A 23,807-nucleotide genomic window follows, 5' to 3' on the forward strand; every position below is an offset into this window, starting at 1 on the left:
CCGCCTAGCGTTTGAGTTCCGGAAACTGGTCGTCACGCCATTCGTCGCGGAGTGTCGTCCCCTCGGCGGCTGCCGATTCCTCACGGAGCCGCAGTTCCACCCGGCGAATCTTGCCGGAGCTGGTTTTGGGGAGGTCGAAAAATTCCACCCGGCGCACGCGCATGTACGGCGGCAGGCTCAGCCGGGCGTGGCGCAGCACGGCGAGTGCGGTGTCCGCATTGTCGTCCCACCCGGCGGCGAGCGCGATGTAGGCCTTCGGTATGTTCAGGCGCGTGGCGTCGGGGGCCGGAACGACGGCGGCTTCGGCCACAGCCGGGTGCTCCAGAAGCACGCTCTCCACCTCAAACGGTGAAACCTTGAAGTCCGATGACTTGAACACGTCATCGGTGCGGCCAATGAACGTGAGGCACCCGTCGGCATCCCGCCGTGCCACATCACCCGTGTGAAAGAACCCGTCGCGAATCGCGTCGGCACTGCGCTCGATGTCGTCGTGATATCTGGCCATCAGGTTGACCGGCGTGTGCGCGAGGTCGAGGCAGATCTCGCCCTCGTCGGCCAGCGCACCGGTGATGGGGTCAAGCAGCACCAGCACGACTCCCGGCAAGGGCAGTCCCATGGAGCCGTGCTTCATGGTTGACCCGGGGCCGTGCCCCACAATGGCGGTGGTCTCCGTCTGACCGTAGCCATCTCGAATCGTGAGTCCCCACGAACGCTGCACCTGCTTGATGACCTCGGGGTTGAGGGGTTCACCGGCAGACAGCAGTTCACGCAGGCTCTGTGGCTTAGCGCCCAGGTCGGACTGAATCAGCATGCGCCACACCGTGGGCGGGGCACAGAAGGACGTTGCCCGGGCGCGATCCAGCTGGCCGAGGAGCGCCTTCGGATCAAACTTGACGTAGTTGTAGACGAAGACCGTGGCCTCGGCGATCCACGGCGAAAAGAAGCTGCTCCAGGCGTGCTTGCCCCACCCGGGTGAGCTGATGGCGAGGTGCACGTCGTCGGGCCGCAGTCCCAGCCAGTACATCGTGGTGAGGTGACCCACGGGATAGGACGTCTGCGTGTGCAACACCATTTTGGGCTTGTTCGTGGTTCCGGAGGTGAAGTAGATGAGCGAGGGATCATTCGACGCCACGACCGCGGACAGCTTCTCGGGGGTCACCTCGTCCGCGTCGGAGTAGGCGATCCACCCGGGTATCGCGCCACCGATGCAGATACGGGTGTAGTCGCCGGCAACCTCATCGAACTTCGGCGCATCATCCACATTGGCAAGAACGTGATGCACCCGCGCTCGACTCACACGATCAGCCAGGTCAGCCGTGCCCAGAACGGTGGAGGTGGGCAGGATCACGGCCCCGAGCTTCATGATTGCGAGCATCGCCTCCCAGAGCTCCACCTGATTTCCGAGCATGAGCATCACGTGGTCTCCGTGCTGAACACCCTGCGTTCGCAACCAGGTGGCAACCTGATCGGAGCGCCGGGACATGTCGGCAAAGCTGATCTTCTGTTCGCTGCCGTCTTCCTCGACGATCCACAGGGCGATCTTGTCGTTGCCCTGGGCGATGACGTCAAACCAGTCCGTGGCCCAGTTGAAGGCCTGGCCAACATCGGGCCAGACAAATTCCTCGGCCGCCCGATCGTGGTCCTGGCGCAGTCCGAGCAGTTGGTCTCTGGCCACCCGATAGTTGGTGGTGCTCGTGCTCGCTGTGCCGGTCGTGAGGTGGGTCATCGTTGTCATCTCCTGGAAACTCGTGCAGAATTCCACGGCAGCAGTGCCGCAGTGCTCAATCTAGTGGGCGCGGACGAGAAAAAACGAGGGCTTCCTACTAATTGGTGCGTCAGTCGGAAAGCGGCACCGGCGCGGGTGCCGGGTCGCTAAAATCCCCCGAGTCTCGCCGCAACCGCGCCAGAATACGCACGAGGCCGGTGACATCCCCCGAGGACAGTCCCGGTTTCGAGAAGACGTCGGCATTCAACCGAACGGATGTCTCCCCCACGAGGATCCGCCCGGCCTCGGTGATCACCACCAGGGTTGCCCGACCATCGGTGGGGTGGGGTTCCCGGCGCACGAGGCCGTCACGCTCCAGCCGATCGACGGTGTTCGTGACGCTGGTGGGGTGAACCTGCAACCGAGCGCTCGCACTGGCCATGGGCAGCGAACCACCTCGGGTGAAACTCAGGAGCGCGAGCATCTCGAAGCGGGCAAAGGAAAGTCCAAAAGGCTTGAGGCTCAACTGCACCCGCGCGAGCATGAGCTGCTGCGCGCGCATGATGCTCGTGACGGCCGCCATGCCGTCCGCAGCATCATCCCAGCCATGCGCCAGCCACTGACGCTTGGCCTCCGCGATGGGATCCATCGGTAGCGGTGTCACCGGCAGTCCTTTCATTTTCGCTAAACGCTACCCTGCCTGCGCACTAACGCCGGCTGACGGAGCCGGTCAGTGCGGCAATTGGACGTAGGACCACCGGACGCATCAGCACCCACGCCACCACCATGACAACGACAGAGGCGGCAAAGAACCAGAACCCCACCCAGGACTCGTCGTTGCGCACCGCGTACATGTGGTTGAGATTGCGCAGCGCTCCCGTCGACAACACGAGGGTCACGTGCACCACGATGAAGGCCACGAAGAAGTACATGACGGGTAGGTGCACAGCCCGTGCAACCCGGAGGGGGTAGAGGGCATTCAGTCGCGTCGTGTTCCGCGGCCACGCGCCCGAGAGGCGCAAGCCGGTGATAAGCGCCAGCGGCGATGCGATGAAGACAACCGAGAAGTAGGCCAGCAATTGCAGGGCGTTGTAGTTGACCCAGCCGTTCTCGGTGGGCCAATTCAGCGACGCGTACTGCAGCGCTGCCGAGAGCGCGTTCGGGAAGACATCCCAGTGCACGGGCACAATGCGAGTCCACTGCCCCGTGCTGAAGATCAAAACGTAAAACACCAGGCCGTTGAGCACCCAGAGCGCATCGAGACTGAGGTGCAGCCACAAATCAAGACTGATCCGCAGCGGAGGGTTCTTCGTGCGCAGCAGACCGGTGTTACGACGCGTCCAGTACGCCGCCGGGCGCCGGTTGGTGCGCACATTCCACCCGGTGCGAATGATGAGAAGCAGAAAGAACGAACTCAGAAAGTGCTGCCAGGCCAGCCAGGCCGGAAACCCCACCGGGGCATCCGCGGGGAGCGTGGACTCCCCCGGATATTGGTCCATAAAAGCACGTACCGGTGCCAGTTCTCGCAGCCACTGTGCAGCCAGCACACTGGCCACGAGTACAGCCAGTGAAACGGGAATGATCCACACCAGCTTGAACCAGCGACGGGTAGACGGCTTTGACGGGGGCGCAGCGGATGCTGCCGGGCGGGTCACGAGACAGAGGGCCTTTCCAATTTATGCAGTTCAGAGTCAATCGCGGCAGGCCGACCCGGTGACGCTAGGTCGTGCGCTCTCGCAGCGCCGTGATGAGCTGAGGAACAACCGTGAAGACGTCGCCGACGATACCAAAGTCCGCTACTTCGAAGATAGGCGCATCAGCGTCCTTGTTAATCGCAACAATGGTCTTGGCGGTTTGCATGCCGGCCCGGTGTTGGATCGCCCCGGAAATACCGAGGGCAATATACAGCTGAGGCGAGACCGTCACACCGGTCTGCCCCACCTGTGCGGTCTGCACAACGTAGCCCGCGTCTACGGCCGCCCGCGAGGCACCCACGGCAGCGCCGAGAGCATCGGCAAGCTGTTCGACGAGCGCGAAGTTCTCCTTGGAACCCAGGCCACGACCACCGGATACCACCGTGGTGGCGTCACGAAGTTCCGGACGGGTCGACGTTGCCTCGGTCACCTCGACACTGTCGATGGTCGCGTAGCGAGATGCGTCTGCGGTCACCGTGGCGCGAGTGACGGTGGGCGTGACCGCGCTCGCGCGGGCGTCAATGGCTCCCGGACGGACGGTGACGACGGCCAGCCCGCCCTGCACCGTGGAGTCCACGTTGTAGGCGCCGCCAAAGATGGAGTGTTCGGCGACGATCACGCCGTCGTCCAACCGCACTCCGACAGCGTCAACGATCAGGCCAGCACCCAGGCGTACGGCCGTGCGCCCCGCAATTTCTCGGCCCGCTGCGGTGCCAGACACCAGAATGGCCGCGGGCGAATAGGTGGCGGCGGCAGCCGCAAGGGCTTCGGTCTGCGGTGCGAACACCCCGTTCACCCCGGCGCTCTCGACCAGGTACACCGTGTCAGCGCCGATTTTTCCGAGTTCCGCCGCAATGTCTGCGCCGGCCCCCGCGGCCACGGTGACGACGGCCACGGGGGAACCCAGCAGACTGGCGGCAGCGAGCAGCCCGGCCGCGGTGTTCTCCACCGCTCCCGCGTCGGAGAGATCAATCAAGGTCACAATAGTGGGCATGAGCGCTTCCCTAGATCAGACGTTCGGCAGCAAGAAAATCGGCCAGTTCGACGCCGGCATTGCCCGTGTCAACCGTGATGGTTCCGGCGCTGCGCGCCGGACGAGCACTCGTGGTGACGACCACCGACCGTGCGGGGGCAAACGATGATGCCGGATCAAGGCCCAGGTTCCCCAGGGTCAGCACCTCGAGGGGCTTCTTTTTGGCGGTGAGGATGCCCTTGAAATTCGGGAATCGCGCCTCCGGCATCGACTCGGTCACGGAGATGACCGCCGGAAGAGCGCAGTGTGCCCGGAGCAGCCCGCTCTCGGTGCTGCGTTCTGCGGACACCTGGGAGTCGGTCACGTCGACCGCAGTCACGCAGCCCAGGTATGGGCGGCCGAGGTGCTCGGCGATCATGGCCGGAATGACGCCGCCGCGACCGTCGGTGGATTCGTTTCCCCCCACGACAAGGTCGCAGTCCGCGCGGGCGATGGCCGCAGCAAGAACCTGAGCGGTCCAACCCACGTCGGCGCCAATGAGGGAATCATCGAGCACGTGAATGGCAGAGTCGGCTCCCATCGAGAGCGCCTTGCGCAGCGCCGTCGTCACGGAAGCCGGACCCATGGAGAGCACCACCACCTCGGTCCCCTTATGGGAATCCCGATAGCTGAGAGCCAGTTCGAGGGCGCGTTCACCGATCTCGTCGATGACGCGATCCACGGCGTCACGATCCACGAGACCTGTCTGGGTGTTCAACTTTCGGTCGCCCCACGTATCGGGAACCTGTTTCACCAGTACAACGATTTTCACGTGCTGCTCCTTGTCTCTGCCGTGCTCAATATACTAGGAAGTGCAACTAATTACGAGGGATCGGCGGAAGTCAGCTGGCGCCAGGAGCCGAGCTGCGTTCCCGAATATCCGTGATGATTCCGGAGAAGTCACTTGTGGCTCCGCTGCCCTCGGCGAAGCGCCGGTAGATCGCGCTCGCCAGTGATCCCAGCTCGGCCTGCACGCCCGTTGAGGCCAGTGCCTGCTCGGCGAGACCCAGATCCTTGGCCATCAGCGCGCCGGCGAAACCAGGGGCGTAATCACGGTTGGCCGGACTCGTTTCGACCGGTCCGGGCACGGGGCAGTTGGTCGTGAGCGCCCAGCACTGTCCGGAGGCATTCGAGGCCACGTCGAACAGGGCCTGGTGGCTCAGCCCAAGCTTTTCACCCAGAACAAATGCTTCACTCACGGCAATCATCGAGATCCCCAGAATCATGTTGTTACACACCTTGGCGGCCTGCCCCAACCCTGATTCTCCGCAGTGCACGATGCGCTTACCCATGACCTCGAGTATCGGCAAAGCGGTGGCAAAGTCCTCGTCCGAGCCGCCCACCATGAACGCGAGCGTGCCGGCTTCGGCGCCCACGACGCCACCCGATACGGGCGCATCCATGCCGCGATGACCGGCGGCAACCGCCAGGTCGTGCGCGGCCCGGGCGTCATCGACGGCAATGGTTGATGAATCGATGAAGAGTGTTCCGGGCCGCGCGATGCTCAGCAGTCCGGGCTGCTCGTCGGTGCCCGTGTACGCCGCGATGACGTGGCGACCAGCGGGCAGCATGGTGATGACGATGTCAGCGGATGCGACGGCATCCGCTGCGCTCTGGGCCACCGTGATGCCGGCCGCGCGCGCCGAACTCACCGCCGCGGGAAGCAGATCAAAACCGGTGACCGAGTAGCCCGCCGCAATGAGGTTGACGGCCATGGGGCCGCCCATGTGGCCGAGTCCGAGAAAGGCGATCGAGGTGGTCATGGATGTCTCTTTTCTAGGACGGTGTCGGGGCCGCGTGAGACGCGGTCTGGTGGGCGAGAATGCGCAGCTCGGCATCTCCCAGCGGGTCGAAATACGCCGCCACGGCTGCCGGGTCCACGTCGGCGCTGGTGGCCGGGTTCCAGCGGGGCGAGCGATCCTTGTCGATCACCTGGGCGCGCACACCCTCGGCGAAGTCCGGGGCGCTGAAGGCGCGGAGGGACACGCGGTATTCCTGCTGCACGGCGGCCTCCAGTGACTCGAGGCGCGCGGCCCGACGGAGCGACTCCAGCGTGACGGCCAGTGCCATCGGTGATTTCGAGGTGACTCGATCGAGCGTCTCCTGCGCCGCGCCCCGCGGCACCGGTCGGGCCAGCACCGCGAGTCGCTCCAGGATCGCCGGCACACTGTCCCCGGCGAAGGCCGCATCGATCCAGTCCCGGTCCGCCATCAGCTCCGATTCGGGGGCGGGTTCAGAAACGGCAGCAATGGCGTCGTCGGCCGAGAGCGTGGCGAGCAGCCCGAGCAGTTCGGGGATGCGCTCCGACCGAACGAAGGTGTCGGCCAGACCCAGCGCGATGGCGTCTGACGCCCCCACCGTGACGGCGGTCAGTGCCAGGTAGGTGCCGAGCTCACCCGGGGCGTGTGCCAGCAGCCAGGTACCGCCCACGTCGGGGATGAAGCCGATCCCGGTCTCGGGCATACCGATCTTCGATCGCTCGGTCACGATTCGGTGCGATCCGTGCGCCGAGACGCCCACACCGCCGCCCAGCACAACGCCATCCATCAGGGCAACGTAGGGCTTGGGGTAACGCTTGATGCCGGCGTTCATCCGGTACTCATCGGCCCAGAAGTGGGCCGACGCCGTGCCGTCTCCGGACTGGGCGTCGCGGTAGAGGGTCACAATGTCACCGCCGGCACACAGGCCACGGTCACCGCTGCCGGTGAGCACAATTGTCTGCACCGACTCGTCGTCGACCCAGGTGTCGAGAGCGGACTGCATCCGCTTCACCATCGGGTGCGTGAGCGCGTTGATGGCCCGCGGCCGATTGAGGGTGAGGTGCCCGGCGTGTCCCATGCGGGTGATCAGAATGTCGTCCTGCTCGCTCATGACTGTCCCTTCGTGGGCGCACTGCCCTCGAGGAGGGCGCGACCCACGATCAGTCGCATGATCTCGTTCGTCCCCTCCAAAATCTGGTGCACGCGGAGGTCACGCACCACCTTCTCAATGCCGTAGTCGGCCAGATATCCGTAACCGCCGTGGAGCTGTAGCGCCGAATTCGCGGCGGTGAAGGCGGCATCCGTTGCAAAGCGCTTGGCCATGGCGCAGAGGGTTGCGGCGTCGGGTTCATCGTTGTCGATGGCGAGCGCCGCCCGGTGCAGCAGCCCGCGAGCGGCCTGCAGCTCGGTTTCCATGTCGGCAATCGTGAACACGAGAGACTGTTGCTCGGCGAGCGCCTTGCCGAACGCCTTGCGCTCGGTGAGATAGCGCACGGTTTTGTCCAGCGCCCACTGGGCACCGCCGAGCGAGCAGGCGCCCATATTGACGCGACCACCGTTCAGTCCCTTCATGGCGATCGTAAAACCGCCGCCCTCCCGGCCGAGCAGATTGGCCACCGGCACGCGCACGTTGTCAAAAATGACCTGCCGCGTGGGCTGGGCGTTCCACCCCATCTTCTTCTCGTTGGGGCCGAACGACAGGCCCGGGGCATCCGCCGGCACAATGATGGCGCTGATGCCTTTGGGTCCGGGGCCACCGGTACGGGCCATGACCACGTACACGGCGGAGGTGCCGGCACCGGAGATGAACTGCTTCACCCCGTTGAGCACGAACTCGTCGGCGTCTCTGACAGCGGATGTCGACAGCGCCGCGGCATCGGAGCCCGCGTCAGGCTCGGTGAGGCAATAGCTGCCGAGGTGCTCCATGGTGGCGAGCTGGGGAACCCACTGGTGCCGCTGTTCGTCGGTACCGAAACTGTCGATCATCCACACCACCATGTTGTGAATGGAGATGTAGGCGGCAATGGTGGTGTCACCCTTGGCCAGCTCCTCAAAGATGAGCACGGCATCGCTGCGGCTAAGGCCAGACCCGCCCACGTCTTCCTGGGCATAGATGCCGCCGAGGCCGATTTCACCGGCCTGCAGCAGCACATCCACCGGGAAATGCTTGGTCTGGTCCCACTCGACCGCGTGCGGGGCCAGGGCGGACTGGGAGAAGTCGCGCACCGCTTCGACGATGGCCTGCTGCTCCTCGGTGAGCGCGGTCATCATTCGAGCATCAGCGGCATCACGAAGCTCGCCCCCTCTTTGATGCCGGACGGCCAGCGCGAGGTGACAGTCTTGGTCTTGGTGTAAAACCGGAAGGAGTCGGGGCCGTGCTGGTTCAGGTCACCGAATCCCGACTTCTTCCAGCCGCCGAAGGTGTGGTACGCGATCGGTACCGGGATGGGCACATTCACGCCCACCATTCCCACGTTGACGCGGGCGGCAAAATCGCGAGCCGTGTCACCGTCACGGGTGAAAATCGAGACTCCGTTGCCGTACTTGTGGTCCGAAGCCAGCGCCAGGGCATCTTCGTAGGTGTCGGCACGGGTGATGATCAGCACCGGCCCGAAGATCTCTTCCCGGTACAGCTCCATGTCGGTGCGCACATGGTCAAAGAGCGTCGGGCCGAGGAAGAAACCATTCTCGTAGCCGGCCACGGTGTGGCCGCGACCGTCGGCCAGAAGTGTGGCGCCCGCGTCGATGCCGGCCTGGATAGCCGCGGAGACACGGGTGACGGCGTCCCGGTTGATGAGCGGTCCGTAGTCGGCGGCATCATCGAGGGAGTGCCCCACGGTGAGGTGCGCCACGCGTTCGGCGAGCTTGGCGGCGAGCGCATCGCCCGTCTCGGCACCCACCGGGACCGCAACGGAGATGGCCATGCAGCGTTCCCCGGCGGAGCCGTAGCCGGCACCCATCAGGGCGTCCGCAACCTGGTCGAGGTCGGCGTCGGGCATCACAATCATGTGATTCTTGGCACCGCCGAAGCACTGCGCGCGCTTTCCGTGGGCGGCTGCGGTCTGGTAAATGTATTGGGCGATGGGCGTTGAACCCACGAAACCGATGGCCATGACCCGCTCGTCGGTGAGGAGGGCATCCACTGCCGCCTTGTCACCGTTGACAACGTTCAGAACACCGGCGGGAAGCCCTGCCTCCAGAAATAACTCGGCGATGCGCAGGGGAACGGAGGGGTCACGTTCGGAGGGTTTCAGAATGAAGGAGTTGCCCGCAGCCAGGGCCGGGCCCATTTTCCAGAGTGGAATCATGGCCGGAAAGTTGAAGGGGGTGATGCCGGCGACAACGCCCAGCGGCTGGCGCATGGAATACACGTCGATTCCGGTACCGGCGCCCACCGAGTATTCGCCTTTCAGCAGATGTGGGGCACCCACGGCGAACTCGATAACCTCGACGCCGCGTTGAATGTCCCCCCGCGCGTCGGCCACGGTCTTGCCATGCTCGGAGGAGAGCAGTCGGGCCAGGGAATCCATGTCTTTAGCGATGAGGTCCAGGAATTTCAGCAGGACGCGGGCGCGACGTTGCGGGTTCCACGCACCCCACACGAGCTGGGCCTCTGCGGCATTGGCGATGGCCGCCTCAACCTCGGCGGTGCTCGCCAGTGGAACTCTGGCCTGAACGAGGCCGGTATTCGGATCAAAGACATCACTGAAGCGTCCCGACGTGCCGGCCACATGTTGGCCACCGATGAAATGCGTCAATTCGCGAACCATTGAGTCACTGCCCTTCGTGTCACCGCCGTGGTGACCGCCTGACGTCAATGTACTAGGAAGTGCAACTAATTACTAGGACTTTCATGTTTCTTAGCTGGGTGTTCGCACGTGATCTTCACGCTCGGCGCTCGGGCGCGGTAGCGTATTTGTAGGCCTTCTCGACAGAATGGACGTGCACCGATGAATGACCGCGACGACGACCCGCCCGGCATGGAACGGCACATGCTCCCCGAGCTTCCGAACTGGCTGAAGAAGCTGTCCGGCAAGGTTGTTCCCCAGGTGAGCGGCGCCGGCAAGAAGGCCAAGTCGCGCATGCTGACCGGGATCGGGTTTCAACTCTTTGTCGGTATCGCCATCCACCTGCTGAATACTCGGCGGTAGCGCTGGTGTCTCGTGTGCCCCCGGTTGGAATCGAACCAACGACAAGCGGATTAGAAGGCCGCTGCTCTATCCACTGAGCTACGGGGGCGAGAAAGCTGTACAAGGTTACCCCAGTAAGCGGGGGTGATGGTTACGCGGGGTGTTATTACAGTGCCTTGGCGGCCGCCACCAGCACCTGATCGAGGGTGGGGACACCGTGTGCACGGTAGACCTCCGTGCCGTCGTCCCTGGTGATGATCACCGTGGGGGTATTGCGAACAACATTCGCCTCGGCCTCCTCACCGTGCGCGGCGACATCGAGTTCCACGAAGGTTGCTCGCGGTATCAGGCGGTGTGCCTCGGCGAGCACGGCTCTGGTCTGAGCGCAGGGCTCACAAAACGCGGAGGTATACAGGGTGAAGTGCATCGAGTCTCTTTCGTGAGCGGTCGGCATCCGTTCCAGTTTAGTATTCGGGAGCGTGTCGACCGGGCTATTGTCAGGCCCCAACCGGTCCCGGTTAGACTTGGGCCATGATAAAAAGCAAGGACCGGCTCGTCTGGATCGACTGTGAAATGACCGGACTCGATCTGGATAGAGACGAACTCGTGGAGATTGCGGTGGTCATCACCGACTACGACCTCAACGTGATCGACCCGGGACTCGACATCATCATTAAGCCCGACCCCTCGGCGCTGGAAAACATGGGCGATTTTGTGCGCAACATGCACACCACCTCGGGGTTGATCGACGAGATCCCCAACGGTGTCAGTGCGGCCGAGGCCGAGTTCCAGGTGATTGAGTACATCCTCAAGTTCATCCCCGAGGACCAGAAGGCCCCTCTGGCCGGAAACTCCATCGGCACCGACCGTGCCTTTTTGACGCGCTACATGCCGCGGCTCGACAAACACCTGCACTACCGCAACGTGGACGTCTCCTCGATCAAGGAGCTCGCCCGTCGCTGGTATCCGCGGGTGTACTTCAATGCGCCCACGAAGGATGGTGGGCACCGCGCCCTGGCGGACATTCTCGAGTCGATTCGCGAGCTGGCGTACTACCGCCAGACCGTGTTTGTCACCGATCCTGGACCCTCGAGCGACGAGGCAAAGGCACAATCCGAGAATGTTGTGTCGAACTTCGGTCCGTCGGTGTAATAGACTTCATGAGTTGCCTTTGCTCCTCGGAGTGGAAGACTCATGGTGGGTATAGCTCAGTTGGCAGAGCGCCTGGTTGTGGTCCAGGAGGTCGCGGGTTCAATCCCCGTTACTCACCCCATGTAGTTCCGGTTCGCTCACGCGCTCACCGAACGTTGAACGGATGCTGAGCCTCGACGAGTCCGAATTCGAGCGTCTTGTTGTGGACGAGCTCGATCTGCTGCCCGACGACATGGTTGACGGACTCGACAACATCATCTTTGTCGTGGAGACGCGACCCGAAGACGGCTCCCTTGATCTGCTGGGACTATACGACGGGGTCGCCCTCACCGAGCGCGGCCAGTACGGGTTTGGCGAGATGCCGGACCGGATCGTGCTCTACCGCGAACCGCTCCTCTCGATGTGCGCCGACCTCGACGAACTGCGCGACCAGATCCACATCACCCTCGTGCACGAGATCGCACACTTTTATGGCATTGACGACGACAGGCTGCACGAGCTCGGCTGGGGTTAGCGGGCGCGGGGTTAGCCTTGACGCATGAGTAGATTCCGCCCCGGTCGATTCGTGGCCATGCTGGTGGGAACCGCAGCCATTCTTGCTGTTGGCGTCTACGGCCCCGCCACCCTCCTTGGCCCGCTTCCGGAGGCCGAGACGACACTTCTTTCGCCGCCCGCGGCGGACGCAAACGTGAGCCCTCCGGCGCTTCCTGCGGCCGGTACCAGTGCGGTGACCGCGCTGAGCGTAGACGAGACCGGTGCCATTACCCCTCTGGCCGTGCCTGCCACGCCCATTGCGGCAGCCGGCAGCACGACTCCGCTCCCCCTCGCCTCCATTGCCAAGGTCATCACGGCCCTGGTGGTTTTGGATGCCAAGCCGCTGGAGGCCGGTGAAGCCGGTCCCGGCGTCACCCTCACCACCGCGGACTATCAGAGCTATCTGGACTACACCGCCCGCGGGGCGCGGTCCGTCACCGTCTTTCAGGGCGAGGTCTGGAGCGAGCAGGAACTCCTCCAGGCCATGCTCCTGGGCTCCAGCAACAACCACGCCGACACCATTGCCCGGTGGGCATTTGGGTCTGTTGATGCCTACGTGGAGGCAGCCACGCTCTGGCTCGCCGCGCAGGGTTTTGACGACACGACCGTGGTCGACGCGACCGGCTTGCAGGAGCGCAGCGTGGGCACCGGCACAGACCTCGCGGGCTTGGCCGGCCTGGCCGCTGCCCACCCGGTGATCTCGTCGATTCTGGCCAGTCCGGCATCCGCTTTGGCCGACCGGCGCGGTATTGACAACACCACGGCGTACCTGCCTGAGCTCGGAATCACCGGTATTTCGCGCAGCTACACCGATGCCGCCGGGGTGTGCTTTCTCTTTACCGCCCAGGTCGTGGACGGCGACAAGACCTTTGCCTTCGCCGGTGCATTCGTGGGCGAACCCGACTACACCACCCTCGACGCCGATCTGGCGGCACTCATGACCAGCGCCACGAACGGTGTGTCCGAGCAGCCCATTCTGCACAAGGGTGATGCCTACGTGCGGTTTGACACGGCGTGGGGCGCGTCCTCCTCGGGAACGGTGGGGCTCTCCAAGACCACGTTCGCCTGGCAGGCCGCCGAACCCGTGCAACCCACCATCGAGGTGGAACCGGTGACCACGGCACGCGGTGGAACGGTCGTGGGCCGTATCACCGTGGACGGCACCGCCGGCGAGACCTCTTCCACGCTCAAGTTGGATCGCACCATTCCCGACCCGGGTCCGGGCTGGCGTCTGCTGCACCCCGTGCCGCTGATTACGGCGCTGCTCGAGTCGCGCTGACTTTTTCGGTAGCGCCTAACGGGCGGCTAAGCGGATGCTCGCCGAGCGTTCCGGGGATTCCCGTGCGCAGTATGCCACCCACTGCTGCTGCCACTGGTCCCAGTGCTCCCGAAACATCTCGCCGTCCCGGCTGAGCGCACGGGCCTTGCGCAGCGCGTCGTCGGCGCCGATCCACACCCGAATGTCACTGAGGGGCACGTGCGCCGCCGCCAGGGTGCCACAGCCCTCCACGATCAGCGGACGGTCCGCAGCAACCGGCGTCCACTCAGCCTGCTGCCGGGTGGTCCAGTCGTAGCGTTGCCAGGTAGCCGGGTTTCCCTCGCGGCGTGGACGCAGAACGTACCGGCCGAGATGCCCACTCGCTGCGTCGAGACCACCCCAGCCGGGGTAGATATCGTCGAGGCGCACGACGGTCGGGACCGTGTCCGTCGGCCAGGCGCGCTGGAGGGCATCCGCTAACGTGCTCTTGCCCGCACCACTTGGTCCGTCGATCAGCACGACCGTCTGCGGCGGCGCGGTCTGCAGCGCCCTGAGCACCGGTGTGAGCAGGCATAGTGCCGCCGCTTCAGGCGAGGACAAAGCTCCACGTTCCTGCCCAGACGGCAACCCCGATGGCGATTCCGGCAATGGCACACCCGATACCCACAAGAATCGCGTCCCCCACGCCCACAACGGATTCCCGTGCCCAGGTTCGAGGGTCGTCGGAGCCGAAGCCGCGTGCCTCCATGGCGGTGGCGAGCTTGCTCCCACGCCGCACGGAGATCACGAGCAGGGCGAAGGCCGGCCCCAGAAAACGCTTCACGGCACCGGACACTCCCCCACCATCTCCCACACCGCGTGCGCGCCGGGCGAGGGCCAGGGATCGCCAGTCCTCAATGAACATTCCCACGAGCCGCAACCCGGCTAGGCCACCCAAAACGAAGCGGGCCGGCAACCGCAGCACCTGGGCGAGGCCGTCGGCGAGGTCGGTGGGGTCCGTGGTGGCCAGCAAGACGATGCCCGGCAGTCCGATCGCCAGAACGCGGAGGCCGATTGCGAGTCCGAGCGCCACGGAACCCTCCGTTACCGTGACGAATCCCGCCTGCCACAGGGTGGTTCCGGAATCCTGACCGTACAGCACCGTGGTCAGGGCGGCGAGGGGTGCAGCGATCCAGACCGGTGCCGTGCGCAGCCAGAATTGCCGGGCGCTGAGGCCGCACCAGAGGAGAAGTACACCCTCAAGCAGCAGCGCTACGCCGGCGGAGACCCAGTCAATCGACAGTAGTAGGGCGCAGCTCACGATCAGGGCCACCGCGAGTTTGGCCACCGGGTTCAGTCGAGCCACCGCGCTCGGGCGAATGGTGGGTGTCAGCAGGCTCACGGGGCGTCCACCAGCGAGTCGTTCGGCAGTGAATCGTTCGCCAGCCGGGCGGGCAACACACAGTTCACGTCGGCGAGGGTCCGCACGAACTGCTCATCGTGGGTGACAGCAACGAGTGCGGTTCCATCGTCGAGCAGCTCGGCGAGGAGCAGCACGAGCTCCTGCCAGGTGCGGGAATCCTGCCCAAAAGTGGGCTCGTCCAACACGAGCAGGCGAGGCCGGGTGGCCAACACCGTTGCCACGGAGAGTCGCCGCTTTTCCCCGCCCGAGAGGGTGAACGGGTTCGCCTCAGCCAGGTGGTCCAGCCGCAGCCGTTGCAGAAGCTCATCCACGCGAGTGGTCTGTTCGGCCACGCTCAGGTGCAGCGCGCGCGGTCCGATGGCCAGATCATCGCGCACCGTGGCGGCTAAAAACTGGTGTTCGGGGTCTTGAAAGACGGTGCCAATCCGGGTGAGCAGCTGCGTGGAGCGCCAGCGCACGGGGTGCGAACCGACACCGTTAGCCAGAGCTGACCCGGCCGCAAGCGTTCCCCCGGCTGGCGCGAGGAGCCCGGCGAGGGTGAGCGCGAGGGTCGACTTGCCCGCACCGTTGGGACCGGTCACGGCGGTGGCAAGCCCCGAGCGGATGTCGAGGGTAATGTCCCGAGCCACGACCTCGGCCCGCCGACGCGCGAACGGCACCCGGCCCACCATCAGCTCCTCCGCGTGGAGCAGGAGGTCTCCCGTCTCCGCCGGGCGGGCCCGTCGAACCGGCAATTGCAGTGCCACGTTGGGTACCCAGACACCGGCCCGTGACAGGCGTTCCCCCTCGTTGGCCAGCACCTGCGCGGTGGGGCCGTCGGCCATCACCCCACCGGCGGGGTCCAGCACAATCACCCGGTCCACCCCGTCTTGCCACACCGCTACGCGATGCTCAATGACAATGAGCGTTGCGCCGGAGCGGTCGAGTCCCCGCACCACCGCATCCCGAACCTCAACCACACCGGCCGGGTCGAGGTTGGCGGTGGGCTCATCGAGCAGTAGAAGCCCCGGCGACATGGCGAGAACCCCGGCGAGGGCCAAACGCTGCTTCTGACCCCCGCTCAGCGCAGACGTGGGGTGGTCCAGGGGCAGGTCCAGCCCCACGGCCGCCAGGGCGGCCCGCACTCGCGGCCAGATCTCGGCACGGGGAACCGCAAGGTTCTCACAGCCAAACGCCACGTCATCGCCGATTCGTGCCAGAACCACCTGGGAATCGGGGTCTTGCAGAACCAACCCAACCCGGCCACGGGCATCCGCAGCGCGTCGACCGTCGACCAGCAGGTCGCCTGCGGAGTCACCGTCCTCGTCATCACCGAGCACGCCGGCAAGCGCGTGCATCAGAGTGCTCTTTCCGGCCCCGCTGGGCCCGAGAAGGAGCACGCGCTCCCCCGGTGCAATATCGAGGTCGAGGGCCGACACGGCCGGTCGGGAACGGCCGGCGTGCCGCCAGCCCCAGCCGCGGGCCGTGATGCGGGCGGGGGTGACCCGGGTATCGGAGATGATCGTGGTCATCCCCTACAGCGCGGTCGGCGCCGCGCCCACGGTGCGGGTGACCTCGCGTCCGCTGGCAAACCGGCTGAGCGCACCCGTTCGGGCCAGTCCTCGCACCGCAAGCCAGGACAGCAGCCCGGCGAACACCGTGCCCGAGATGATGGCCGTCACGAAGTACACGGTCTTGAAGCCCATGTCGAGCGCCGCGTAGCTGATGGTGGTGTCCAAGAGCGCAACAGCCAGCCCGGCGCCGGCGCCGGCGAGGAGGGCGACTCCCAGCCGATAGTTGGCGTAGAAGAACAGGGCGAAGACCAGCTCGGCGCCGAGGCCCTGCAGCACACCCCAGATCAGAGTGGCAAAGCCCCACTGGGTGCCGATGAGCATGGATACGACGGCGGCAATGACCTCGGTATAGAGGGCCGCGCCGGGCTTACGAATGATAAGTCCGCCGAGCACTCCGGCGAAGAGCCAGCCGCCGGCCAGCAGACCGCCGAGACCCGGCGTGAAGGCCAGGAGGCTGCTCAACGGCGTCCAGGCCAGGCCCCAGGCCCAGAAGATGACGCCGCTCGCGACGCCGATGACACTGGCGACCACGATGTCCACGACGCGCCAGCGATAGGTGCGGGTCTTGGTCGCCGTCGGATGTGTTGCGAGGGGGGTAGAGGTTGTGTTCATTGTCGTGCCCTTTCCGAAGATGGATCATCGGAAGATGACCCAGATGGGGCACGGGTACGAGAAGTCTCCCTGCGCCGGCATGATCCGGATCAGGTTCGACGGTCGAAGCTGCTAGCTTCCTCTCAGCCCGGTTAACCGGACTCCCGTGTTCAGCATCAGTCTAGCTGCCCGCTTAGACTCACGGAATGGGTTTGGGTACATGAGCATGCTGGTTGTGGTCGTCGCCGCGACGATCATGCTGGTGCTGTTGCGGGCGTCGCTTCGTCGCCGGCGCCGCATTGCCAGGGGTTTGCCCGTGCACGACACCTGGCACTGGCCGCTCTGGCTGCGCCGTCTGCTGCGGCCGCGCTGGCCCCGCTCGCGTCGACGGCGCAACCCGTAGTTTCTGCTCTCGGTGACCTACTTCTTCAGGGCGCGGATGATGCGGATCAGCACACGGCCCGTCACCTAGATGAAGGGGATGCCGACGGCCAGCAGTGAAATGACGTTCGGTTCAAACCGCACGGTGCCCGCCGACTTCACGTAGGCGCCGATCGGTATCGCAGCGCCACCTCCGCCGCCGCCCGAACCCTGGTCGCCGGAGTCTCCGCCGCCGAAACCGTAGTTCACGATCGCCACGGGCACCAGCGTGACCCCGTCGATCTGAATCGGATCACCGTAGGCGGACTTCACGCCGGCTGAACGGGACATTTCTGCGAGCTTTTCCGGAAGGCTAGTCATGACAACAGGCTACCCCGGGTTGGGCTCGGCTCCCGGCGCGGTGTGAGAAGTGGGCGCGGTGCGTGAGGTGGGCGCAATGTGCGAGGCGGGGCGAACGGCTCCACGGCCGAACTTCGCCGTCACGGTGTCGACAGCGCGCTCGGCCTCGCGCCAGTCTTCGTCGGGATCCCACAGGGCCAGGCCCGCGCTGTCCTCCGGTGAGAGCTGTTCCATGCGCACGCCAATCAGGCGCACCCGAATTCCCGGTGCCGCGAGCAGCTCAAAAGCCGCACTCACCTCCTCGTAGATGCGGCGACCTACGTTGCTCGGATCCGCCAGAGTGCGGGAGCGCGTCACGGTGGTGAAGTCCGGGTAGCGCAGTTTCAGCACCACGCGCCTCCCCACCAGGCCCCCTCGTCGCAGACGCACGGCGACCGCATCGGAGAGCCGCAGCAGCTCGCTGCGCAGCGCCGCGGCATCCGTCATGTCGTACTCGAATGTAGTCTCGTGTCCCACGCTCTTCTCCTCGCGTACCAGCGTGACACCACGGCCATCCCTCCCCCATGACAGCTCGTGCAGCTTGTGTCCGGAGGCCTCCCCCACGGCCCGCTGCAGCGCGGGCAGGGGCAGGCGGGCAATATCGCCGATGGTACGGAGCCCCAGCCGAACGAGGGCTTCCTCGGTTGTGGCCCCCACGCCCCACATGAATTTCACCGGAAGCGGATGCAGAAAGTTGAGCGTCTGCTCAGCCGGCACAACGAGCAGACCGTTGGGTTTGGCCAGCCCGGAGGCGAGCTTGGCGATAAATTTTGTGGATGCCGCGCCCACCGAACAGACCAGGCCGGTCTCGGCGAAGACGCGGGCACGTATCAGCTCCGCAATCACAGCGGGAGAACCGTGCAGGCGGCGCGCGCCGGCCACGTCCAGAAATGCCTCGTCGATGCCGAGGCGTTCCACGAGCGGTGTCACGTCGTCGAAGATGCTCATGACCCGTTCGGAGTAGTGCTGGTACGCGGCCATGTGCGGCTCGAGCACCACGGCCTGCGGGCATTTGCGCAGCGCCAGCAGCATGGGCATCGCGGAGTTCACGCCGAACCGCCGCGCAATGTAGTTTGCCGCCGTCACGACGGAACGACCACCGCGGTGTCCCACGATCACCGGTTGGTGGGCAAACTCCGGGTGGTCAAGTAGCTCCACGGAAACAAAGAAAGCGTCGAGGTCAACATGCAAAATCGTGGCCGTGGAATCGTCGACGTCAGCGGTCGAGACCTGCCGTTCACTGCCGTCCTGCTTGCCCATGCAGAAACTCTAACTCTCGGTCGATGCCCGGGTGTAACGCACAAAGCGATATTCGAGTCCGGTGCTCGACGTGTGCCATCCCGTGGCCGGATCTGCGCTCTCGGTGCTCCACATCGAGTCGAGTGGCGGCGCCTCGGTGTCTCCGGCAATGTCCGCATTGATCTCGGTCACCTCGAGCCGGGTGACCTGCGGTAGAACCAGGTTGAACACCTCGCGCCCACCAATTACCCAGAGCGTGTGGCCCGAGGCTAACTCCAGCGCCGCCTGCGCCGAGTGAGCAACGGATGCCCCCTCCGCGCGCCACCCGGCTGTGCGCGTGAGCACGATGTTGAGTCTGTCGGGCAGGGGACGAAATCGTGCCGGTAGAGAGTCCCAGGTTCGGCGTCCCATCAGAACAGCCCCGCCGCGCGTGAGAGCGGCAAAGTGCGCCAGGTCTTCGGGGAGGTGCCACGGCAACACCCCATCGCGCCCGATGATGCCGTTGCGGCTCTGTGCCCACACGAGCGTCAGCACGCCGTCACCACAGCGTCTCCGCATCGGGGTGCATCGTTAGCCAACCGTGGTGCCGAAGGCCAAACCCAGCGCATACGTCACACCGGCCGCCGCGAGGCCGATGACCAGCTGACGCAGGGCACGGCGCAGGGGCGGTCCGCCCGACAGCAACCCCACGACGGCGCCCGTTCCGAGCAGGGCAATACCCACGAGCACGGTGGCCAGAACAATAGCCGACAGCCCGCTCATACCGAAGAGGTACGGCAGCACCGGGAGCAGCGCTCCGGAGGCAAAGAAACAGAAGCTGGACGACGCGGCACCCCAGCCGGTTCCCACTGCCTCGTGCTCATCGACGGTGGGCATCACCGCGCGCGTATCGATGGCTTCGAAGGGATTCGTTGCCACGTCGGCGGTGCGCAGCACCTGGCGCGCGTGCAACTCGGCCTTCTCGGGAGACATCCCCCTGGCCCGGTACACCAGGGTCAGTTCATTGGCCGCGGCGTCGAGGTGGGTGAGCACAGTTTTAGACGTGAGCGCCGGACTTGATGCTTCGAGCAGCTCACGCTGGGAACGCACCGACACGTACTCGCCCGCGCCCATTGACAGGGCGCCGGCGAGCAGCCCGGCCAGCCCGGTAAAGAGAATCGTCGCGGCCGGCACTCCCGTGGCGCCAATGCCGAGAACCAGAGCGAGGTTGCTCACCAGTCCGTCGTTAATGCCGAAGACTGCGGCGCGGAAGCTGCCGGACAGACGCTTGCGGCCGCGCGCGGCCAGTGCGCGCACAACCTCCTCGTGAATGCGCTCATCCGCGGCCATGGCACTGGTGGCATCGTGGTCGGTGTCATACGGGGAACGTGATTCAGCCCGCTGCGCGAGTGCCAGCACGAAGACCGACCCGAACCGTCGGGCGAGGAAGCCCAACAGTCGTGTGCGCAGGGCACCGCGTTTGGTGGCTCCAACCTGGTCCCCCAGCAGCCCACGCCAATGCTCTTCGTGCCGGCCCTCTGCCTCGGCGAGGCTCAGCAGGATGGCACGCTCCTCGCCGCTTCGGCGTGCGGCAAGATCCCGGTAGACCGCAGCTTCGGCCAGCTCGTCGGCCAGATACTGACGCCAACGACGGATGTCTGCCGGTTTCGGTGCGGTACCACTCATGCTTCGGGTGCCGCTTCCAGATGGCTCTCCGGGACCTTGGCCGACGCGTGTGGTCCGGAACCGTCGAGTCCAGCGAACGGTTCGTCGAACTGTACCTCCCAGACCGCTTCGCGCACGGTTGTCGGCACATAGAACGACGACCCGGTCAGCTCCCCCGGTGCCACGATCACGCCAATCGGGTCATCGATGAGGGAGTACGGAAAGCGGGCGCGATCCAGCCGCACAATGACCTGCACTCCCACTCCGAAGACGCTGCTCTTGGCTGCTGAATCGCGCTTTTTCCACATGGTGTGTCCTACTGCCCCGTTACGCTTCCACCGTCGTGGCGCGCTCGAGCACCAGCTCGCGCACTCGAGCCGCATCGGCCTGACCACGCATCATTTTCATGACGGCGCCAATCACGGCCCCGGCAGCCTGAACCTTGCCATCGCGAATCTTCGCGAGCACGTCCGGCTGGCTCAGCAGCGCCGAGTCAATGGCCGCAATGAGCGCACCATCATCGGAGACAACGGCCAGTCCGCGGGAAGCCACGACCTCTTCGGGCGTACCTTCCCCGGCAATCATGCCTTCAAGAACCTGGCGGGCGAGACGATCGGTAAGCGTTCCCGCCTCAACGAGAGCGATCAGCGCCGCCAGGGACGCGGGCTGCACGAGCGATTCGGCGGCTACACCGGCAACGTTTGCGAGTCGCGCCACCTCACCGGTCCACCACTTGCGGGCGGCCTGAGCGGATGCGCCGGCGGCCACGGTCGACTCGACGGCGTCGAGCAGGTCGGAGTTGACGACATCCTGAAATTCGAGGTTCGCAAAGCCCCAGTCGGCCTGCAAACGCTTGCGTCGGGCTGCGGGGGGCTCGGGCAGCGTCAGTCGCAGCTCTTCGACCCATTCCCGGGACGGTGCCATCGGCACCAGATCTGGTTCCGGAAAGTAGCGGTAGTCGTCGGCGTCACTCTTGGGGCGACCGGCCGAGGTGACACCGGTGTCTTCGTGCCAGTGGCGGGTCTCCTGCGTGATGCTTCCACCGCCGTTCAGCACGGCGGCATGGCGCTGAATTTCGTAGCGCACCGCGCGCTCGACTGAACGCAGGGAGTTCACGTTCTTGGTCTCCGTGCGGGTGCCGAGTATTCCGGAGCCGCGCAGGCGCAGGGACACGTTCGCGTCACAGCGCACGTTGCCCTCCTCCATGCGTGCGTTGGACACGCCGAGGGCCTTGACGATCTCGCGAATGGCGGCAACGTAGGTCTTGCCGATCTCGGGGGCGTCGTGTTCGGCACCCTCGATCATCTGCGTCACGATCTCCACCAGGGGTACGCCACCGCGGTTGTAGTCCACGAGGGAATAGTCGGCGCCCTGAATGCGACCGGTCGAGCCACCCACGTGGGTGAGCTTTCCGGCGTCATCCTCCATGTGAGCGCGCTCGATCTGCACCGTGACCTGGCGACCGCTTTCGAGCTCAATCGTGATTGCACCGTCGTGGCAGATCGGGTCGTCATACTGGCTGGTCTGAAAGTTCTTTGCGGTGTCGGGGTAGAAATAGTTCTTGCGGGCAAACCGCGAGTGCTCGGCAATCTCGCAACCCAGGGCAAGACCCAGGCGGATGCTGGACTCGATCGCCTTCTGGTTCACCTGCGGCAAGCCGCCCGGCAGGCCGAGGCAGGTGGGGCAGGTGTTCGTGTTGGCGCCCGAGCCGAATTCGTTGGCGCAGCCGCAGAACATCTTGGTCTTGGTGTTGAGCTCCACGTGTACTTCGAAGCCGAGTACCGGCTCGTACAGTTCGAGGGCCTTGTCGTAGTCCATCAGTTCGGCTTTCGCCATTAGAGAGCTCCCTTGGTGCTGGTGGCGAGAGTGAGCGCCGGTGCCTGATCGAGCATGGTGTGACCCCAGCGGGCTTCGAGCAGCTGTTCGATGGCTGCTCCCACCGTGTAGAGGCGAGCATCCGCCTTGGCGGGAGCCATGATCTGCAGGCCAACGGGCAAACCGTCTTCCGGTGCGAGACCGATGGGCAGGCTCATGCCGGGCACGCCCGCGAGGTTCGCCGGGATGGTGGTGATGTCGTTGAGGTACATGGCCATGGGGTCTTCGAGCTTCTCGCCAAATTTGAACGCCGTGGTGGGAGCGCTCGGGGACACGAGCACGTCAACCTGGGCGAAGGCAGCGTCAAAGTCACGCTGAATCAGGGTGCGCACCTTCTGGGCACTCCCGTAGTAAGCGTCGTAGTAGCCGGTGCTGAGCGCGTAGGTGCCGAGAATGATGCGGCGCTTGACCTCGGGGCCGAAGCCGGCCTCACGCGTGGCGGCCATGACCTTTTCGCTGGTGAGCGATCCCTCGTTCGGGTTCACGCGGATGCCGAAACGCACGGAGTCAAACCGTGCCAGGTTGCTCGACGCCTCGGCCGGCAGAATCAGATAGTAGGCGGCGACGGCGTACTCGAAGTTCGGAGCAGACACCTCCACGATCTCGGCGCCGGCTGCGGCCAGCAGCGCGAGCGTCTCGGTGAAGCGTTGCGTGACGCCGGCCTGGAAACCGGAGCCGGACAGCTGCGTGATCACTCCGACGCGGAGTCCTTTGAGGGCACCGTCGGCGAGTCCCGCGCGGGCGGCATCCGCCATCGAAGGCCACGCATCGGTGAGTGATGTGGAGTCGAGCGGGTCGTGCCCGCCGATCACATCGTGCAGCAGTGCCGCGTCGTAGACGGTGCGTGAGACCGGGCCAACCTGGTCCAGGGAGGAGGCAAGCGCAATGGCACCGTAACGGGACACTCCACCGTAGGTGGGCTTGACGCCCACCGACCCGGTGACGGCTGCAGGCTGACGAATCGACCCACCGGTGTCGCTTCCGAGAGCGAGCGGCGCTTCGAACGCGCTCACCGCAGCGGCAGAGCCACCGCCGGATCCACCGGGAATGCGATCGCGGTCCCACGGGTTGCGCGTGGGACCATACGCGGAGTGCTCGGTGGAGGAACCCATGGCGAATTCATCCATGTTGGTCTTACCGAGCGGCACGAGGCCGGCGGCGCGCAGACGCGCCACGACGGTGGCATCGTAGGGCGGAACCCAGCCCTCGAGAATTCTGGACCCGGCCGTTGTGGGCATGTCGTGGGTGGCGAGCACGTCCTTGATGGCAATGGGCACCCCGGCTAGCGGGCCCAGCTCCTCGCCCGCTGCACGCTGTGCATCAATGCGGGCAGCGGTGGCAAGTGCCGCCGGCCCGGACACGTGCAGGAAGGCGTGCAGGTCGGTGTCCACCTCGCTGATCCGGTCAAGGTGTGCCTGGGTGGCTTCGACGGCGCTGACGGAACCGTCAGTGAGCAGTGTGCTGAGGTCAGCGGCCGAGAGCCTGATGAGATCTGTCAC

Annotated in this window: 26 protein-coding genes, 2 tRNA genes and 1 riboswitch; of the genes, 6 read left to right on the forward strand and 22 right to left on the reverse strand. The window is 65.3% G+C overall.

Annotation, left to right across the window (positions count from 1 at the left end; translation table 11 throughout):
• Positions 1–4: 4 nt before the first annotated feature.
• From H4V99_RS10835 to H4V99_RS10875, 9 genes are all read right to left on the reverse strand, one after another.
• On the reverse strand, positions 5–1,726 hold the full coding sequence (locus H4V99_RS10835) for an AMP-binding protein (protein WP_280678160.1): 1,722 nt from the start codon (positions 1,724–1,726) through the stop codon (positions 5–7).
• Between the two features lie 109 nt (positions 1,727–1,835).
• Complete coding sequence (locus H4V99_RS10840) at positions 1,836–2,354, reverse strand: MarR family transcriptional regulator (protein ID WP_280680081.1); 519 nt, start codon at positions 2,352–2,354, stop codon at positions 1,836–1,838.
• A gap of 58 nt (positions 2,355–2,412) precedes the next feature.
• Positions 2,413–3,360 (reverse strand): cytochrome b/b6 domain-containing protein, encoded by a 948-nt coding sequence (locus tag H4V99_RS10845; RefSeq protein WP_280678163.1) that lies wholly within the window; start codon positions 3,358–3,360, stop codon positions 2,413–2,415.
• Positions 3,361–3,424: 64 nt separating this feature from the next.
• On the reverse strand, positions 3,425–4,393 hold the full coding sequence (locus H4V99_RS10850) for an electron transfer flavoprotein subunit alpha/FixB family protein (protein ID WP_280678165.1): 969 nt from the start codon (positions 4,391–4,393) through the stop codon (positions 3,425–3,427).
• 10 nt (positions 4,394–4,403) lie between these two features.
• Positions 4,404–5,183 carry an electron transfer flavoprotein subunit beta/FixA family protein gene (locus H4V99_RS10855; protein ID WP_280678167.1) on the reverse strand — a complete coding sequence of 260 codons (780 nt, stop codon included), beginning with the start codon at positions 5,181–5,183 and terminating at the stop codon, positions 4,404–4,406.
• A 70-nt stretch (positions 5,184–5,253) separates the two neighbouring features.
• Positions 5,254–6,174 (reverse strand): 3-hydroxyisobutyrate dehydrogenase, encoded by a 921-nt coding sequence (mmsB, locus tag H4V99_RS10860; protein ID WP_280678169.1) that lies wholly within the window; start codon positions 6,172–6,174, stop codon positions 5,254–5,256.
• 13 nt (positions 6,175–6,187) lie between these two features.
• Positions 6,188–7,282, reverse strand: coding sequence for an enoyl-CoA hydratase/isomerase family protein (locus tag H4V99_RS10865; RefSeq protein ID WP_280678171.1), 1,095 nt, complete (start codon positions 7,280–7,282; stop codon positions 6,188–6,190).
• On the reverse strand, positions 7,279–8,439 hold the full coding sequence (locus tag H4V99_RS10870) for an acyl-CoA dehydrogenase family protein (protein ID WP_280678173.1): 1,161 nt from the start codon (positions 8,437–8,439) through the stop codon (positions 7,279–7,281). The genes H4V99_RS10865 and H4V99_RS10870 overlap by 4 nt, the downstream gene beginning before the upstream one ends.
• Positions 8,439–9,941, reverse strand: a complete 1,503-nt coding sequence (locus H4V99_RS10875; RefSeq protein ID WP_280678175.1) for a CoA-acylating methylmalonate-semialdehyde dehydrogenase — start codon at positions 9,939–9,941, stop codon at positions 8,439–8,441. Before H4V99_RS10875 ends, H4V99_RS10870 begins: the two co-directional genes overlap by 1 nt.
• A gap of 180 nt (positions 9,942–10,121) precedes the next feature.
• Here H4V99_RS10875 and H4V99_RS10880 point away from each other — a divergent pair, with 180 nt between their 5' ends.
• Positions 10,122–10,322 carry a hypothetical protein gene (locus H4V99_RS10880; protein ID WP_280678177.1) on the forward strand — a complete coding sequence of 67 codons (201 nt, stop codon included), beginning with the start codon at positions 10,122–10,124 and terminating at the stop codon, positions 10,320–10,322.
• Between the two features lie 15 nt (positions 10,323–10,337).
• Here H4V99_RS10880 and H4V99_RS10885 read toward each other — a convergent pair.
• Positions 10,338–10,410 (reverse strand) — tRNA-Arg (locus tag H4V99_RS10885).
• Positions 10,411–10,467: 57 nt separating this feature from the next.
• Positions 10,468–10,728 (reverse strand): thioredoxin family protein, encoded by a 261-nt coding sequence (locus tag H4V99_RS10890; RefSeq protein WP_280678179.1) that lies wholly within the window; start codon positions 10,726–10,728, stop codon positions 10,468–10,470.
• A 104-nt stretch (positions 10,729–10,832) separates the two neighbouring features.
• Between H4V99_RS10890 and orn the strand changes: the two genes are divergently transcribed.
• The 4 genes from orn (at position 10,833) to H4V99_RS10910 (ending at position 13,266) form a co-directional block, all read left to right on the forward strand.
• A complete protein-coding gene (orn, locus tag H4V99_RS10895; RefSeq protein ID WP_280678181.1) occupies positions 10,833–11,453 on the forward strand; it encodes an oligoribonuclease in 621 nt (206 codons plus the stop codon).
• 45 nt (positions 11,454–11,498) lie between these two features.
• Positions 11,499–11,574: transfer RNA gene (locus H4V99_RS10900), tRNA-His, on the forward strand.
• Between the two features lie 42 nt (positions 11,575–11,616).
• Entirely contained in the window at positions 11,617–11,967 is a 351-nt protein-coding gene (locus H4V99_RS10905; protein ID WP_280678183.1) for a metallopeptidase family protein, read from the forward strand.
• 24 nt (positions 11,968–11,991) lie between these two features.
• Entirely contained in the window at positions 11,992–13,266 is a 1,275-nt protein-coding gene (locus H4V99_RS10910; RefSeq protein WP_280678184.1) for a hypothetical protein, read from the forward strand.
• Between the two features lie 15 nt (positions 13,267–13,281).
• Here the strand turns inward: H4V99_RS10910 and H4V99_RS10915 are convergent, their stop codons facing one another.
• Genes H4V99_RS10915 through H4V99_RS10930 form a run of 4 tightly spaced genes read right to left on the reverse strand, consistent with a single transcriptional unit; the run spans position 13,282 to position 16,812 of the window.
• Positions 13,282–13,845 (reverse strand): ATP-binding protein, encoded by a 564-nt coding sequence (locus tag H4V99_RS10915; RefSeq protein ID WP_280678186.1) that lies wholly within the window; start codon positions 13,843–13,845, stop codon positions 13,282–13,284.
• Positions 13,832–14,626, reverse strand: coding sequence for an energy-coupling factor transporter transmembrane component T (locus tag H4V99_RS10920; protein ID WP_280678188.1), 795 nt, complete (start codon positions 14,624–14,626; stop codon positions 13,832–13,834). Before H4V99_RS10920 ends, H4V99_RS10915 begins: the two co-directional genes overlap by 14 nt.
• Complete coding sequence (locus H4V99_RS10925) at positions 14,623–16,158, reverse strand: ATP-binding cassette domain-containing protein (RefSeq protein ID WP_280678190.1); 1,536 nt, start codon at positions 16,156–16,158, stop codon at positions 14,623–14,625. Before H4V99_RS10925 ends, H4V99_RS10920 begins: the two co-directional genes overlap by 4 nt.
• A gap of 3 nt (positions 16,159–16,161) precedes the next feature.
• Positions 16,162–16,812: an ECF transporter S component gene (locus H4V99_RS10930; protein ID WP_280678192.1), complete on the reverse strand. Its 651-nt coding sequence runs from the start codon at positions 16,810–16,812 to the stop codon at positions 16,162–16,164.
• Between the two features lie 48 nt (positions 16,813–16,860).
• Positions 16,861–16,968, reverse strand: a riboswitch (TPP riboswitch).
• A gap of 43 nt (positions 16,969–17,011) precedes the next feature.
• Between H4V99_RS10930 and H4V99_RS10935 the strand changes: the two genes are divergently transcribed.
• Positions 17,012–17,194: a hypothetical protein gene (locus H4V99_RS10935; protein WP_280678194.1), complete on the forward strand. Its 183-nt coding sequence runs from the start codon at positions 17,012–17,014 to the stop codon at positions 17,192–17,194.
• 65 nt (positions 17,195–17,259) lie between these two features.
• Here H4V99_RS10935 and H4V99_RS10940 read toward each other — a convergent pair whose 3' ends face one another.
• Genes H4V99_RS10940 through gatA form a run of 7 tightly spaced genes read right to left on the reverse strand, consistent with a single transcriptional unit; the run spans position 17,260 to position 23,807 of the window.
• The gene (locus tag H4V99_RS10940; RefSeq protein ID WP_280678196.1) at positions 17,260–17,532 is read right to left on the reverse strand and encodes a hypothetical protein; all 273 of its coding nucleotides are present in this window, start codon (positions 17,530–17,532) and stop codon (positions 17,260–17,262) included.
• Positions 17,533–17,541: 9 nt separating this feature from the next.
• The gene (locus tag H4V99_RS10945) at positions 17,542–18,810 is read right to left on the reverse strand and encodes a DNA polymerase IV (protein ID WP_280678198.1); all 1,269 of its coding nucleotides are present in this window, start codon (positions 18,808–18,810) and stop codon (positions 17,542–17,544) included.
• Between the two features lie 9 nt (positions 18,811–18,819).
• On the reverse strand, positions 18,820–19,323 hold the full coding sequence (locus H4V99_RS10950) for a dihydrofolate reductase (protein ID WP_280678200.1): 504 nt from the start codon (positions 19,321–19,323) through the stop codon (positions 18,820–18,822).
• A gap of 36 nt (positions 19,324–19,359) precedes the next feature.
• A complete protein-coding gene (locus H4V99_RS10955; protein ID WP_280678202.1) occupies positions 19,360–20,454 on the reverse strand; it encodes a VIT1/CCC1 transporter family protein in 1,095 nt (364 codons plus the stop codon).
• A complete protein-coding gene (locus tag H4V99_RS10960; protein ID WP_280678204.1) occupies positions 20,451–20,741 on the reverse strand; it encodes a hypothetical protein in 291 nt (96 codons plus the stop codon). The genes H4V99_RS10955 and H4V99_RS10960 overlap by 4 nt, the downstream gene beginning before the upstream one ends.
• A gap of 19 nt (positions 20,742–20,760) precedes the next feature.
• On the reverse strand, positions 20,761–22,269 hold the full coding sequence (gatB, locus tag H4V99_RS10965) for an Asp-tRNA(Asn)/Glu-tRNA(Gln) amidotransferase subunit GatB (RefSeq protein ID WP_280678206.1): 1,509 nt from the start codon (positions 22,267–22,269) through the stop codon (positions 20,761–20,763).
• Positions 22,269–23,807 (reverse strand): Asp-tRNA(Asn)/Glu-tRNA(Gln) amidotransferase subunit GatA, encoded by a 1,539-nt coding sequence (gene gatA / locus H4V99_RS10970; RefSeq protein ID WP_280678208.1) that lies wholly within the window; start codon positions 23,805–23,807, stop codon positions 22,269–22,271. The genes gatB and gatA overlap by 1 nt, the downstream gene beginning before the upstream one ends.

The organism is Cryobacterium sp. CG_9.6, from assembly GCF_029893365.1.
In the GTDB taxonomy this organism is placed as follows: Bacteria; Actinomycetota; Actinomycetes; order Actinomycetales; family Microbacteriaceae; genus Cryobacterium.